Raw genomic sequence first — 13,158 nt, 5'->3', positions numbered from 1 at the left:
CGGGACCAGGGCCGTCAGGCCCTCGGGGAACGTCAGCCGGCTCGGAAGACTGATCCGTGAGAGCCGAAGGCATCCCCGGCACCGAGGAGGCGCGTCATGTCTGCCGCAGCCACCACGCACAGGCAACCCGCCTCGCGCACGTCCCTACGCGGGCACGTCCGCCGGGCCGCCTGCCGGGACCACAACCCGCTCTGCCGTCCACTCGACCGGGCGTACAGCCGCATGGTGGCCGGGGCGGCGCTGATGGTGCTCGCCACCTTCGTCCTGGCGGCCGTCGCCGCCCTGCTCGTGTACCGCGCGGAAACGCACGACGCGGCTCAGGTCGCCCGCCACCGGCACGTCGTCACCGCCGTCACCACGGGCCCGGCGCAGTCGGACGACCCCCGGGCGGGCAGCGTGCGGGAGCACGCCCCGGCCCGGTGGATCTACCCGGTCGGGCCCGGGGCCGGCAGCATCCCCGTGCCGGACGGCACGACCCTCGGGACGGCCGTCCCGGTCGGCCTGAACGACTCCGGACAGCCGATCGGCGCCCCCCGGTCGCCCGAACTCATCGCCACGGATGCCGTCCTGGTGGGTCTCGGCGCGATCGCCGTGTTCGGGGCCGGTACGGAGGGCTGGTTCGCGCTGCGCCGGCACCAGCTGGACCGGCGGGCCGAGCGGAGCTGGGAATCCGCCTGGGAGCAGGTGGAGCCGCGCTGGACCGGGCGCCGGTGAGCCGGCGCCTACAGGTGGAAGTGACGGGTCTCGCCCGGCCGGATCGTCGCCTCGGTGCCGCGCAGACGGATCCGGATCGGCTCCTGGCGGTCCTCGCTCAGGCTCACCGTGACCGTACGGCGGTCGACGGCGATCACGAGGCCCCAATGGCCCCGATAACGCAGGTCCAGCTCCAAGCGGCCGAGGGCGGACGGCAGGTGCGGGTCCAGCCAGAGGGCGTCCCCGCGGACCTCCAGGCCGGTGTAGCAGCGCTGCAGCAGGTCAACCGCGCCCGCCATGGCGCCCAGGTGGACCCCCTCCGCCGTGGTGCCGCGCTGGCTGTCCCGCAGGTCGGCCACCAGGGCGTCGCGGAAGAACCGCCAGGAGGCTCGGCGGTCGGACCGGGTGAAGCATCCAGGCGTGCACCACCGAGCTGAGCGTCGATCCGTGGACGGTGCGCCGCAGGTAGTAGTCGGTGGTACGGCGCAGCAGTTCGTGGCCGGCGGGGTGGCCGAGGTGCCGTAGCAGGTCACGGACCTCGCGGGCGGAGAACAGGTACCAGAGCATGAGCGCGTCGGCCTGCTTGGAGGCCTTGTAGCGGTTGACGGTGTCGCCCTCGGCCTCCAGGATCCGGTCGAGCCGGCGCAGGTCGGTGTTGCCGACCGCGCACAAAGCCTCTCGCAGCCCTTCTGCCGCCGGGTCGAAGCCCTGGAACCGGAGGGTCCACGGGTCCGGCATGTCCGGGAAGGCCTTCGGCGAGGAGGCCGTGGTCGGCACCGGTTGTCCGGCAGCTTCCAGGGCCGTCGGCACCTCGATCACCGCCCCGTCCGGGCGGGTCGATGTCCACGCACGACACCTTGACGCAGCTGCGGGCGTCCCGCGAACGCACCGGCCACCCGGCCTGCGGCGCTGGTCCGGTCCTGTTCGGCCGTGGCGCCGGAGGATCTCCCGCTCCCGGTCGACGAGTTCGGGGAAGGCGTGGGGCCGGGCGGGGGAGTGGCCCCGCAGCCGGGCCCGAACGGCCGCTGACGCGGGGCTGCCGACTCCCTGCGTCGTCTCGCCGGTCTCGGCACCGTCGAGATCCGCACCGGTGACAACCCGCTGGTGGCCGGGAATGGGGTCGGTCGGCCCTTCTACGGATCGGGGCGGGCGCGGAGCCTGGGAAACGGAGACAGGAGGCAGGAGGCGCGCCATGTCCACCGTCCGTCCGACGGGCGTCACCGCGGAAGCCCTGCTGGCCGACGGCACCACCGTCGAACTCCGGCCACTCGGGCCGGTCGACCACCAGGCGGTGCTCGACCTGCACACCACCGGGATGTCCGAGGAGAGCCGCCGGATGCGGTTCTTCGGCGTCAGCCGCAACGCGCCTGGACAGGCCGCCGACCGCCTGTCCGGGCCACCGCGCACCGGCCTGCTGGCGTGCGGCGCCTGGGTGGGGGAGGAACTGGTCGGCGAGGCGGACTGCGAGCTGCTGGACGAACCACCGGCCACCGCGGAGCTGGCGCTCGCGGTGGCCGACCGCTGGCACCACCGGGGTGTGGCCACCCTGCTCCTTGAGCACCTCCTGCACGCCGCCCGCACCGCCGGCATCCGCTTCTTCGAAGCCGACACGCTGTCCGGCAACCGGGCCGTCCACGGGGTCTTCGCCGACCTCGGCCTGCCCGTGGAGCGCCGGTACGAGCAGGGCGAGGTCAGGATCCGGGTACTGCTCGACGAGAGCGACGAGCGCTATCGCTCGGCCGTCGACGAACGAGGCCGCCGTGCCGACGTCGCGAGCCTCTCGGCGCTGCTGCGCCCGGCCTCGGTCGCGGTGGTCGGGACGTCCCGGCGAGTGGGCTCGGTCGGGCGGACCGTCCTCGGGAAGATCCGGCGGGGTGGCTTCGCGGGCGCGGTCTGGGCGGTCAACCCGCACGCCGGGGAGATCGACGGCGAGGTCGTGTACCCGTCCGTCCGCGCGCTGCCCGCCGTGCCCGACCTCGCGGTGCTCGCCGTGCCCGCCGGCGCCGTCCCCGGGGTGGCCGCGGAGTGCGGCACCGCCGGAGTGCGGGCACTGGTGGTGCTCACCTCCGGCCTCGACGCGGAGCAGGCCCGCGGACTGATGCGCGCCTGCCGCCGGCACAGCATGCGCATGGTCGGCCCGAACAGCCTCGGCATGGCCCAGACCGACCCTGCCGTCCGGCTGGACGCCGAGTTCGGTGGCGCCTTCCCCCGGCCGGGCACCGCCGGGGTGGCCGTGCAGAGCGGCGGCGTGGGGATCGCCCTGCTGCAGCGGCTGGCCTGGCTGGGCATCGGGGTGTCGAGCTTCGTGTCCCTCGGCGACAAATACGACGTCAGCGGCAACGACCTGCTCCAGTGGTGGGAGGCGGACGGCCGCACCGACCTCGCGCTGCTCCACCTGGAGTCCTTCGGCAGCCCGCGCGCCTTCGCCCGCACCGCCCGCCGCGTCACCCGCACCATCCCGGTGCTCACCGTCGACGCCGGACGCTCGATCGCCGGCCGTCGTGGCGCCGCCTCGCACACCGCGGCCGCCGCCACTCCCACCGTCACCCGGGAAGCGCTGTTCCGGCAGGCCGGCATCACGGCCACCCACAGCATCGACGAACTCGTCCAGGCCGCCGCCCTGTTGCACGCCCAGCCGCTGCCCGCCCCGCGCGGCGCGGTCGCGGTCGTGTCCAACGCGGGCGGTATCGGCATCCTGGCCGCCGATGCCTGCGCGGAGGCCGGACTGGAACTGCCGGAACTCCCGACGGACCTCGGGAAGTTGCTCCCGCCGGGCGCTTCCGTCCGTAATCCGGTGGACACCACGGCGGCGGTGCACCCGGTGGATCTCACCCATTTCCTCCGGGCGCTGGAGCGCGAGCCGGCCATCGACGCCATCCTGGTGTGCCTGGTGCCGACGGCGCTCGGCGTCACCCCTGACCGCGACCCGGTGCACGCGCTGCTGGAGGGACCGGCCCGGCGCCGCGTCCCGATCGCCGCCGTCCTGCTCGACCAGCAGGTGCCCGTCCACTACCGGGCCTGCGCCGACGGCGGCGTGCTCCCGGTCTACTCGGACTCCGTCGCCGCGGCCCGTGCCCTCGGCCATGCCCGGGACCGCGCCCGGTGGTTGGCCGAGCCGCAGCCGGTGCCGGTGGATGCCCCGGGTTGCGACCGGCGCACCGCCCGCAGCCTGGTGGACGGCTACCTCACCGCCCACCCCGAGGGCGGCTGGCTGGACCCGCTGTCCACCGCCGACCTGCTGGCAGCCTACGGGCTGCCGCTGACCACCACGGTGTGGGCCCGCGATGAGCACACAGCAGCTGTCACCGCCGCCGACCTGTTGCGCCTCGGGTACGAGGGGAAGGTGGCGCTGAAGGCGTACTGGCCCGGCCAGGTGCACAAGAGCGCGCTGGGCGCCGTCCGCACCGGCCTTGCGACCGAGGCCGACGTACGTGCCGCCTACCGCGAGTTCGCGGACCGGTTCGGCGCGGAGCTGGCCGGAGCGGTGGTCCAGCCAATGGCCGCGCCCGGGGTGGAACTGCTCGCGGGCGTCGTGCAGGACCAAGTCTTCGGGCCGCTCGTCCTCCTCGGCCTGGGCGGCACCGCCACCGAAGTCCTGGCCGACCGGGTTGCCAGGCTCGCCCCGCTGAGCGAGCGTGACCTGACCACCATGGTCACCGAACTGCGCAGCGCACCACTGCTGTTGGGCCGGAGTGGCGGGCCCGCCGTCGACCTCACGGCGATCCGATCCATGCTCGCCCGGCTCTCCCGGCTCGCCGACGACTTCCCGGAGGTCGTCGAGGCCGACCTCAACCCCGTCATCCTCCGCCCCGACGGCGCGGTCTGCGTGGACGCCCGGGTCCGCCTCGAACGCCGGCCGTCCTTCGACCCCTACCTGCGCCGGCTGCGGCGCCCGGCGGCCGCCGAGGGGAAGTGGACACCGTGAAGCACAGCATCCTCGACGGCGCGCCGGCCGACACCTTCCCGGCCGCCGAACCCGCGCGCCCGACTCCGGCGGTCACCGTCACAGCGGGGGCCAGCGTCACCCGCCGCCGTCGCCCTCCTGGCCGAGCACGGCCTGCACCACCTACCCGTCCTGGACGCCGACGGCCGCCTCACCGGCCTGCTCTCCTCGCATGACCTGCTCGACGCCCTGCGCCGCGAGGACGAGGCCATCCGCTCCGAGGCACTCCCCCTCGCTCTCACCCCCGGTAGCGGCATCGTCCCACGTCACTTCGCATCCGCTGCGAACGCCGCCGCGTCACCCTGGTCGGCCGCACCCGCACCCACCGCGACGACGCCGCCCTCTGTCTCCGACTCGCCCGCATCGACGGCCTCGCCACCCTGGCCGGCCACCTCACCTGGGACCTTGACAACACCGACCGCTGACCGCACCGCACACCGGATGCCGAGTGGCCGCCGCGTCCTCCGCCGTGCCCAGCCAGCGGGGACGGACCAGAGGTGGCGATGACCTGGCCGAGGGCGACTCCCGCCACGATGACGCAGCACGCGGTGATCAGCCAGTGAACGGGCCGGTGACGAGCCGGTGCCGCTCACCGGATCAGCACCCGTTCGCCCGAGCGCGGGACCACGGCGGTCCAGCCGAGTTCGCGGTCGATCCGGTCGCGTAGCGCTTCCGAGCCCTCCGGTTCGCCGTGGACGAGGTAGACGGCACCGGGCGGTGGTGCGTTGCGGAGCCAGTCGATGATCTCGGCGGCGTCGGCGTGTGCGGAGAAGGCGGGGACGTTGACGACCTCGGCGCGTACCGGGACGTAGGTGCCGTACATCTTGAGCGTGCGGGCGCCGTCGACCAGGTCCCGGGCTCGGGTGCCCTCGGCGGCGTAGCCGACCACGACGACGGTGTTGCGGGCGTCGGGCAGCAGGCGGGCGAGGTGGTGGACGACGCGGCCGCCGGTGGCCATGCCGGAGGCGGAGACGATGACGGCCGGGCCGTGCGCGTGGTCCAGGGCGATCGACTCCTGGAGCGAGTGGACCAGGGTGAACGGTTCGGGGTCCAGCGCGGTCGGGCCCTCGGCGAGGATGTCGGGGCGCAGCTGGTCGGAGCCGGCGGCGAAGGCCTCCCGGTAGATCTGCAGGGTGGCGAGCGCCATCGGGCTGTCCACGTACACCGGGACGTGGGCGGGAAGGCGGCCGGCCTTGCGCAGTTCGGTGAGCTGGTGCAGCACGACCTCGGTGCGGTCCACGGCGAAGGACGGGATGACGACGGTGCCGCCGCGCGCCAAGGTGCGCTCCAGGGCTGCGGCGAACCACTCGCGGGCGGCCGTCTCCTCGTGGTGACGGTGGCCGTACGTGGACTCCATCAGCAGGACGTCGGCGCCGGTGAAGGGTTCGGGTGGGCGCAGCAGAGGGTGGACGGGGCGCCCGAGGTCGCCGCTGGCGGCGATGGTGTGGCCGTCCTCCAGCACCAGGTGGGCCCAGGCGGAGCCGAGGATGTGTCCGGCGCGGTGCAGCCGGAGCACGGTGCCGGCGGTGATTTCGACGTCGGTGTCCAGCGGGACGGGGTCGAACATCCGCAGGGTGTTCCCGACGTCCTTGTCGTCGTAGAGCGGCTGGGCGGGCCGGTGCTTGGACCAGCCGTGCTGGTTGGCGTGGTCCGCTTCCTCCTGCTGCAGGTGGGCGCTGTCACGCAGGATCAGCTCGGCGATCCGGGCGGTGTCGGGGGTGGTCAGGATCGGCCCACTGAAGCCGTCCCGGACGAGGCGCGGCAGGTAGCCGCAGTGGTCGAGGTGGGCGTGGGTGAGGACGACGGCCCGTACGTCGGCCGGATCGAGCGGCAGCGGGCGCCGGTTGCGGCGGCGGAGCTCGGCCAGGCCCTGGAACAGGCCGCAGTCGATCATCAGCCGGGCGTGGTCGGTCTCGACCAGGAACTTGCTGCCGGTGACGGTGCCCACGCCGCCGAGGAACGTCAACAGGCCCGGTCGGGGCGTGGGGGTCTCCGTGGTCATGGCCGCCTCCAGCAGGACGCGAGGGTTCCTCCATCGTCCTGCCGACCGGCCGCGCTGTCCTGGGCCGGATCGGCCCTTGTGGCAGGACCGTCCGGCCCTGTGCGGGGCACGTGGTGCGAGCGGACAGTGAAGACGGGACCACCCGAGGAGGAGTGAGGACGATGCAGCACCGCAGCGTCAACGACGTGATGACCCACGAGGTCGTCACCGCCCGGCCCGACACGCCGTTCAAGGAAGTCGCGGGGCTGTTCCACCGCAACGACATCACCGCGATCCCGGTGGTCGACGACCAGGGCCGACCGCTCGGCATGGTCTCGGAGGCCGACCTGATCCGCAAGGCGGCCGTCCTGCCGGACCCGGAGGGCCGATTCCCTGGCCGCTGGCTGGATGCCAAGGACCGTGCCCGCGCCGAGGCCGAGACCGCCGGCGGCCTGATGACCACCCCCGCCGTCACCGCCCGCCCCGGCTGGTCGGTGCCCGAAGCCGCCCGCGCCATGGACAAGCACAAGGTCAAGCGCCTGCCCGTGGTCGACGAGATCGGCCGTCTGGTCGGCATCGTCAGCCGTCGCGACCTGCTGCAGGTGTTCCTGCGGCACGACGCGGCCATCCGGGACGAGATCAACCACGACGTGCTCGGCCAGACCCTCGGGCTGGCGCCTGGCGACATCCAGGTGGCGGTGAAGGACGGCGTGGTCACCCTGAACGGACGGCTGCCCCGCCGCAGCCTGATCGCTATCACCGAGCAGCTCTGCCGCGCTGTGGACGGCGTGGTCGCCGTCCACCACACCCTGGTCTGGACCGAGGACGACACCGACCGGGACCTGGAACACCCCCGCGCCTACCGCGCGGCGTCGTAGGAGGCCGCCATGACCAGCACACCGAGCACCGTCGCCGACGTCATGACCCACGCGGTGGTGGCCGTCGGCCGTGACGCGGACTTCCGCGAGATCGCCGAGACCCTGCAGCGCTGGCAGGTCAGCGCCGTCCCCGTGCTGACCGGCGACGGCCGGGTGGTCGGGGTGGTTTCCGAAGCCGACCTGCTCACCGTCCGGGACCGGGACGGCGAGCGCGCCGAGGCCCTGACGGCCGGGCGGATGATGTCCGTCCCCGCGGTCACCGTGCACCCCGGCAGCCCGCTCAACGAGGCAGGCCGGGCGATGGCCCGCGGTCACCTCAAGCGGCTCCCGGTCGTGGACGAGGAGGACTACCTGGTCGGCATCGTCAGCAGGGGCGACCTGCTGAAGGTCTACCTCGGCGACGACCGCGAACTCGCCGACCGGGTCCGATTCGAGCTGACCGCCACCCTCGGCCCGAGCGCGGCGGTGGACGCCGCCGTCCGTTCCGAGAACGGCAGGATCACCCTGACCGGCGGCCTTCCGGACACCGTCTCGGCCGACGTTCTGGAACGCCTGGTGCGCTCCGTACCCGGCGTGGTCGACGTCGAGCTCCGGCTCACCGCCCTGGCCTGACGGGGAGCCGACCACGGCCGTATCCGCCGCAGTGACGGTTCACCGGAGAGCCTCGTCGCCGCCTGCTGAGCCGCCACCGTGTGGGGTGTCCCGGTCCGGGCCGTCCCCGCGTGGACCCGGTCACCGGCCGGCGATCCACCGTGCCCGGTGCCCGGTCGCCGGCGTGCCGCGCTGAGGTTTCGGGCGGTCGGCACGCTGCGCCGGGCGGCGCGGGCGCGCAGCTGTTCGACGGGATGGAGGTCCCGGAGGAACTGGCCTCGCGGTTCAAGTTCGCGCGGCAGAAGTCGAAGCTCGCCGGCACGATCCGCGGCTCGTACTTCGTCATCAAGAACGAGTACTGAATGGGCAACTGAACGAGCACTGAACGAGTCCTGACAGGTCGGGTCAATCGCGAGCGGGCCCGGTCGGCGGCGCGGCCTTCCCGGCATCGGGTGCCTGGGGCGGATCGTCCCGGCGGCGGTAGCGGCGGTCGGTCGCGGTGCAAAGGGTGAGGACGAGGGCGGCCGCCGCGGCCGCGGTCGTGACGGCGAAGGAAGCGCCCGGGGTGACCCCACTTCGACGGGCGAACGCCGCGTGCCGTGCCGCGCACGGCACCCGAGCGGCTACGACCCGGTTCTGGCCTTGTTCCGCGAGCGGTGCAGGACAACCCAGGGCAGCACGAGCCAGCTGACCGCGAACCAGGCCAGGACCAGGCCCGTGATGGCGACGGCGCCCGGCGATCCGGTGGCGACGTGCAGGAGCAGCAGCAGGGCGGCGCCGACGGTGATGCCGAGGAGGACCAGCCCGAGGGTGATCATCTTGGCCCCGGCGCGTACCAGTTCGGGCATCATCTGGTGGCCGGCCAGGAAGCGGTGGAAGGCGACCGGGGCGATCAGCGTGCCGGTGGCGACGGCGCCGAGGACCACGGTGACCTGGTACAGGACGCGGTCAGCCGGGCTGATCTGGGTGAATCTGGGGGTGAAGACCACGCTGATCAGGAATCCGAAGAGGATCTGCGCGCCAGTCTGGGCGACGCGCACTTCTTGGAGCATCTCGGTCCACTTGCGGTCCGCCTTCTCCTCCGACTCCTGCGCCTCGCCGTCCTCGTCGCTCACCCTCGTCCTCCCGCCACGGTCCGCACCGGCCACGTCATGATTTCGGGATCTCCCCGACCAGGCGGGCAGCCATGCCCGCGTCGGGGCGCGGATCCCGCGATCGGCCGAGCGAATGACCCCAGCCGAATGCTTTGCCGTACGGAACGTGTTCTGGACATCCGGAATCCTGGGAAGCTCGCCGGAAGAATCCTTGGCAGCTTCGGCTCCGGCACCGCTCGGGAGGGAAGAAGGCACAGTCCCGCGTCGCCGGCAACCAGGGCTCCCGGGCGTCCGCCAAACCGGCGCCGCCGTGCCCGGGCGCCCACGGCGCGCGGTTCGTAGGTTTCCTCTGAACGCGGCCCGCAATAGCCGCAACGCCGACGTGTTCGTCCAGCCGGCGCCGAGGCTGCGGCCGGGGCCGCCCGGTCTACGGCTGTGGGACGCCGTCGGTTTGCAGCAGTTCGAGCAGCTGGGACCGGTGGAGCGCGGCGACGCCCTCGAGCAGGTCGGGGTGGCGCAGCAGGGCAGCGGCTTCGGTGTCGTGGGCGCCCGGGTGGGTGAGGCGTTGCAGGCCGTCGGCGGCGGTGTGGTGTCGGGACTTGGTCAGCGCCTGGTGGGCGCGGGTGGCGAGGGCGGGGTCGGCGAGGAGGCATGCGGCCCAGCTGACGACGGTCTCATCTACCCAGGTCCGCCAAGCGGCGTCGGCGTCGTCGGGGTGCGGGTCGATGCCGGTGAGCCAGTCGAGGCGGGCCGAGCCGCCTGGAGCGAGCAGGTGGAGCAGTTGCACGTCCATGTCGGTGGGGTAGCGCAGCGCGGCGGCGAGGGTGGCGGCCTGGCGGGCCTGTGCCTCGGCCAGCGCCCGGCTGAGTGCGCCGGCGGGCGCGGGGTAGGCGGTCAGGAGCCAGCGGGAGCAGGCGGCTATGACGGATGTCAGGTCGGTGGGCACGGGCGATCGGTCCCTTGCGGCGGGCTCGCCTGCATCCGGGAGATCAGTGTGCGCGAGCTGCTGGTGGGCGGGGCCGCGATGCCCCGCTCGTGGCCGTCCAGTGTAGGCGGCCCGCTCGGATCGGCGGCATGACGCGCATCACGCCTGGCAAGACCGGGCGGGTGCCCGGGGCGGGAGCAGCCAACGCTCCGGCCCCGGGCACCCTGACCTCCGCTCAGGATTTGCCGCGGCCGGTGACGAAGTCGCGGGCCCGGTCGACCAGCCCGGCGCCCGGGGCGAGCAGCTTGCTGGCCAGCGGGGTGCTCGGCGCCGAGGGGTGCGGGCGGGTGGGTGCCATGGACTTGGCCCGGCGGATCTTGTCACCCAAGTCGTCCAGTTGCTCGGGCGTGCAGGCCGTGCGCAGCATGGGGAACAGGTTGTTCTCCTCGTCCTGGACGTGGAGGGCGACCTCGTTCATGAGCTGCTGGAGCATCGGGTTCATCTGCGGATCGTCGGTCGCCATCTTCTCCAGCTGCTTGAGGAGTTTCTCGACCCGGGCGTGGTCGGCGACCTCCTTGTCCGCCAGCTTGTTCCCGCCCTGGATGTATTCGCGTACCGCCGGGTAGAGGTACTGCTCCTCGGCGACCGAGTGCCGCACCAGCTCGATGGTGACCTCGTCCACCAAGTCCCGCAGCTGCTGCCCGCCGCCGGTCATCGCCTGGATCCGGGCGAACATCTTCTCCACCTCGCGGTGGTCGGCCATCAGCTCCTGGATCACATTGCCGCCATGCCCCATCGGGCACCGCCTCTCGTCCTGTGCGTCCCGGGCCCCTCCCGGTCCGGCTGGCAGTGATCCCCACCGCGACGGGGACGTGTGAGCGCGAGAGCCGGTCCTCACCCGATCGGCGACGGTGAGGAGACGCCGGATGTACGTGCGCGGGCGGCGCGCCGCGTCGAGCCCTACGTTCGGGATACGCGCTGTGGCGCGCCCCCTACGAGTCGAGGAGGAATCATGCCCGCCGGTTCGAGCAATAAGCGTGTACGCCAGTACGAGCACATCAAGGACAGCGCCCTGGACCGGGGCGAGAGCGAGAAGCGGGCCAAGGAGACCGCCGCCCGCACCGTGAACAAGGAACGCGCCCGGCACGCCGGGTCGAAGACCGCCGGCCGTCCCTCCACCCACGACACGTCCTCTTCCCGGCGCGGAGGCCAACGCTCGCACTCCGGCTCCCAGGGCCCGACCAAGGAACAGCTGTACAACGAGGCCAAGAAGCGCAACATCCACGGCCGCTCCACGATGAACAAGAAGGAGCTCGCCAGCGCGCTCGGCCACTGACCGAGGCCCACTCCTGTGGCATCCCCGGCTTACACGGACGGGTCACCCCGGGGTGTGCGCAGTGCGGCGTTGCCAGAGGCTCGGAGTATGGGATCGATCATCGTCCTGTTCGAGATGGAGCAGGATGAGGCCCTCGGGCCGGACGGCGTAGAGCCGGTGGTGCTCGCGGTTCACGCAGCCGGCGCCGACCCCGACGTTCCCGAGGACCCCCTCCCGCGGACGCTGTGCGGGCTGGACACCGGCGCGATGGAGCACTCCCATTACCGGCCCGTCCGCCCGGGCGAGCCCTGGTATCCGTCGGCCATGGCGGAACGGCGCTGCCACGCCTGCGAAGCCGCCCTGCGGGCACGGTGAACCGGCGGCCACCGGCCAACGAGGACCGGCCCGAGGCCGAGGGCTTCGAGGCCGTCGCTGCCGCGCTGTACGCCGCGCCGCCCGGCGAGTTCACCCGTGCCCGGGACAGCGCCGCCGCCGGTGCCCGTGCCTTGGGCGACCGGCAGCTCGCCGCCCGTATCAAGGGGCTGCGGCGCCCGACCGCCGCGGCGTACGCCCTCAACCGCCTCGTGCGCGACCACCCCTCCGAGGTCGCCCAGTTCCTGGACGTAGGCCAGGCGCTGCGGCAAGCGCAAGCCGACCTCGCCGGTCCCGTGCTGCGGGAGCTGTCCGCACGCCGGCACCACCTCGTTGCCGCGCTCACCTTCCACGCCCGCGACGCGGCAGCCACCGCCGGAGTGCACCTGGGCGAGGCACAGGCCTGGGAGCGTCTGCTCCAGCGGGTCCAGGCGGAAGCGGACGCGGCCGGCGACATCGACTGGGACGTCTCGGTCGATTCGACCATCGTGCGCGCCCACCAGCACGCGGCCGGCGCCCGTACCGATCCGCCACCGGCCCTTGCACCGAAGGGGGCACCCCGGCCACCTCGCTGGCGGGTGCCCCCGTTTTCCAGCGAGGTGGCCGGGCACACGCACCGGCATGGACCAGTCCCAGGCACCGGTACTCGAAGCTCTCGCCGCGTTCCACGCCAACCCGCTGACCACCTTCACTCCGCCCGGCCACAAGCAGGGCCGGGGCGCTGATCCCCGCGTCCTTGACCGACGCTGATGCGGCATCACCCCGGCCCCGCCCCACCTGCCGAAGCTCGCACTCCCGGCCGGCAGGACCCGACTGTGTCCGGGCGGACGGCACTGGGTCCCGCCGGCGTCCTGGCCCGGCAGATCACCGCGGCCCTGGCGGCGGCCGGGCATACCGTCGCGGTCGCGGAATCGCTGACGGCAGGCCGCCTTGCCGCGGCCCTCGCGGACGCTCCCGGTGCCGGGCAGACATTCCTCGGCGGGGTCGTCGCGTACGACACCGACCTCAAGGCGGTCCTGCTCCGGGTGGACGCCGCCCTCCTTGCCGAGCGGGGAGCGGTGGATGTCGAGGTTGCCGCCCAGATGGCCCAGGGTGTGCGTGCTGTCACCGGGGCCACCTATGCCCTCGCCACCACCGGCGTCGCCGGCCCTGCCTCCCAGGACGGCCAGCCGGTCGGCACCGTCTTCATCGCCGCCGCCGCCCCTTACACCACCGTCACGGCCGCCCCCCGTCCGGACCCGGGGCGCCGCGAGGACATCCAGAACCGCACCGTCCTCGCCGCCCTCCAACTGCTCCGCGACCTCCTGCGGCCTCCAGGCGAAGCTCGCACGCCATGACATCGGGGCGGCTACTGGCACCACCCGAC

At 73.4% G+C, this 13,158-nt stretch carries 15 protein-coding genes and 2 pseudogenes; 11 read left to right on the top strand and 6 right to left on the bottom strand.

Annotated features, from left to right (window positions below):
- Positions 1 to 96: 96 nt before the first annotated feature.
- Complete coding sequence (locus ACIBEC_RS21210; protein WP_360501214.1) at positions 97 to 714, top strand: hypothetical protein; 618 nt, start codon at positions 97 to 99, stop codon at positions 712 to 714.
- Positions 715 to 722: 8 nt separating this feature from the next.
- Here ACIBEC_RS21210 and ACIBEC_RS21205 read toward each other — a convergent pair whose 3' ends face one another.
- Positions 723 to 992 carry a glycosyl hydrolase family 65 protein gene (locus ACIBEC_RS21205; RefSeq protein WP_360501216.1) on the bottom strand — a complete coding sequence of 90 codons (270 nt, stop codon included), beginning with the start codon at positions 990 to 992 and terminating at the stop codon, positions 723 to 725.
- Positions 976 to 1,512, bottom strand: a complete 537-nt coding sequence (locus tag ACIBEC_RS21200) for a hypothetical protein (protein WP_360501219.1) — start codon at positions 1,510 to 1,512, stop codon at positions 976 to 978. The genes ACIBEC_RS21205 and ACIBEC_RS21200 overlap by 17 nt, the downstream gene beginning before the upstream one ends.
- A 373-nt stretch (positions 1,513 to 1,885) precedes the next feature.
- On the opposite strand from ACIBEC_RS21200, the gene ACIBEC_RS21195 reads away from it, so the two are divergent.
- Positions 1,886 to 4,618, top strand: a complete 2,733-nt coding sequence (locus ACIBEC_RS21195) for a GNAT family N-acetyltransferase (protein ID WP_360501221.1) — start codon at positions 1,886 to 1,888, stop codon at positions 4,616 to 4,618.
- Positions 4,619 to 4,735: 117 nt separating this feature from the next.
- Positions 4,736 to 5,143, top strand: a complete 408-nt coding sequence (locus ACIBEC_RS21190) for a CBS domain-containing protein (protein WP_396288299.1) — start codon at positions 4,736 to 4,738, stop codon at positions 5,141 to 5,143.
- A gap of 82 nt (positions 5,144 to 5,225) precedes the next feature.
- Here ACIBEC_RS21190 and ACIBEC_RS21185 read toward each other — a convergent pair whose 3' ends face one another.
- Complete coding sequence (locus ACIBEC_RS21185; protein WP_360501224.1) at positions 5,226 to 6,638, bottom strand: MBL fold metallo-hydrolase; 1,413 nt, start codon at positions 6,636 to 6,638, stop codon at positions 5,226 to 5,228.
- Positions 6,639 to 6,799: 161 nt separating this feature from the next.
- On the opposite strand from ACIBEC_RS21185, the gene ACIBEC_RS21180 reads away from it, so the two are divergent.
- The 3 genes from ACIBEC_RS21180 to ACIBEC_RS21170 all read left to right on the top strand — a co-directional run bounded on the left by ACIBEC_RS21180 (position 6,800) and on the right by ACIBEC_RS21170 (position 8,448).
- Entirely contained in the window at positions 6,800 to 7,495 is a 696-nt protein-coding gene (locus tag ACIBEC_RS21180) for a CBS domain-containing protein (RefSeq protein ID WP_360501226.1), read from the top strand.
- Between the two features lie 9 nt (positions 7,496 to 7,504).
- The gene (locus ACIBEC_RS21175) at positions 7,505 to 8,107 is read left to right on the top strand and encodes a CBS domain-containing protein (protein ID WP_360501229.1); all 603 of its coding nucleotides are present in this window, start codon (positions 7,505 to 7,507) and stop codon (positions 8,105 to 8,107) included.
- 110 nt (positions 8,108 to 8,217) lie between these two features.
- Entirely contained in the window at positions 8,218 to 8,448 is a 231-nt protein-coding gene (locus ACIBEC_RS21170; protein WP_360501232.1) for a hypothetical protein, read from the top strand.
- A 261-nt stretch (positions 8,449 to 8,709) separates the two neighbouring features.
- On the opposite strand, the gene ACIBEC_RS21165 is transcribed toward ACIBEC_RS21170, so the two are convergent.
- The 3 genes from ACIBEC_RS21165 to ACIBEC_RS21155 all read right to left on the bottom strand — a co-directional run bounded on the left by ACIBEC_RS21165 (position 8,710) and on the right by ACIBEC_RS21155 (position 10,901).
- The gene (locus ACIBEC_RS21165) at positions 8,710 to 9,201 is read right to left on the bottom strand and encodes a DUF6328 family protein (protein ID WP_360501234.1); all 492 of its coding nucleotides are present in this window, start codon (positions 9,199 to 9,201) and stop codon (positions 8,710 to 8,712) included.
- A gap of 406 nt (positions 9,202 to 9,607) precedes the next feature.
- Positions 9,608 to 10,126, bottom strand: coding sequence for a hypothetical protein (locus ACIBEC_RS21160; RefSeq protein ID WP_360501237.1), 519 nt, complete (start codon positions 10,124 to 10,126; stop codon positions 9,608 to 9,610).
- Positions 10,127 to 10,340: 214 nt separating this feature from the next.
- A complete protein-coding gene (locus ACIBEC_RS21155; protein ID WP_360501240.1) occupies positions 10,341 to 10,901 on the bottom strand; it encodes a hemerythrin domain-containing protein in 561 nt (186 codons plus the stop codon).
- Between the two features lie 216 nt (positions 10,902 to 11,117).
- On the opposite strand from ACIBEC_RS21155, the gene ACIBEC_RS21150 reads away from it, so the two are divergent.
- The 5 genes and pseudogenes from ACIBEC_RS21150 (at position 11,118) to ACIBEC_RS21130 (ending at position 13,129) form a co-directional block, all read left to right on the top strand.
- Positions 11,118 to 11,441: a plasmid stabilization protein gene (locus tag ACIBEC_RS21150; protein ID WP_360501242.1), complete on the top strand. Its 324-nt coding sequence runs from the start codon at positions 11,118 to 11,120 to the stop codon at positions 11,439 to 11,441.
- An 87-nt stretch (positions 11,442 to 11,528) separates the two neighbouring features.
- Positions 11,529 to 11,795, top strand: a complete 267-nt coding sequence (locus tag ACIBEC_RS21145; RefSeq protein WP_360501245.1) for a hypothetical protein — start codon at positions 11,529 to 11,531, stop codon at positions 11,793 to 11,795.
- A gap of 407 nt (positions 11,796 to 12,202) precedes the next feature.
- A pseudogene (locus ACIBEC_RS21140) lies at positions 12,203 to 12,313 on the top strand (transposase); the annotation flags it as partial.
- Positions 12,314 to 12,413: 100 nt separating this feature from the next.
- Positions 12,414 to 12,527 (top strand): annotated as a pseudogene (locus ACIBEC_RS21135) (amino acid decarboxylase); the annotation flags it as partial.
- Between the two features lie 80 nt (positions 12,528 to 12,607).
- Positions 12,608 to 13,129 (top strand): CinA family protein, encoded by a 522-nt coding sequence (locus ACIBEC_RS21130; RefSeq protein WP_360501248.1) that lies wholly within the window; start codon positions 12,608 to 12,610, stop codon positions 13,127 to 13,129.
- Positions 13,130 to 13,158 lie beyond the last annotated feature (29 nt).

It is taken from the genome of Kitasatospora sp. NPDC051164 (genome assembly GCF_044455625.1).
Lineage (GTDB): Bacteria > Actinomycetota > Actinomycetes > Streptomycetales > Streptomycetaceae > Kitasatospora.
The sequence above is the reverse complement of the archived record's forward strand: the minus strand, read 5'-3'. Positions and strand labels throughout refer to the sequence as shown.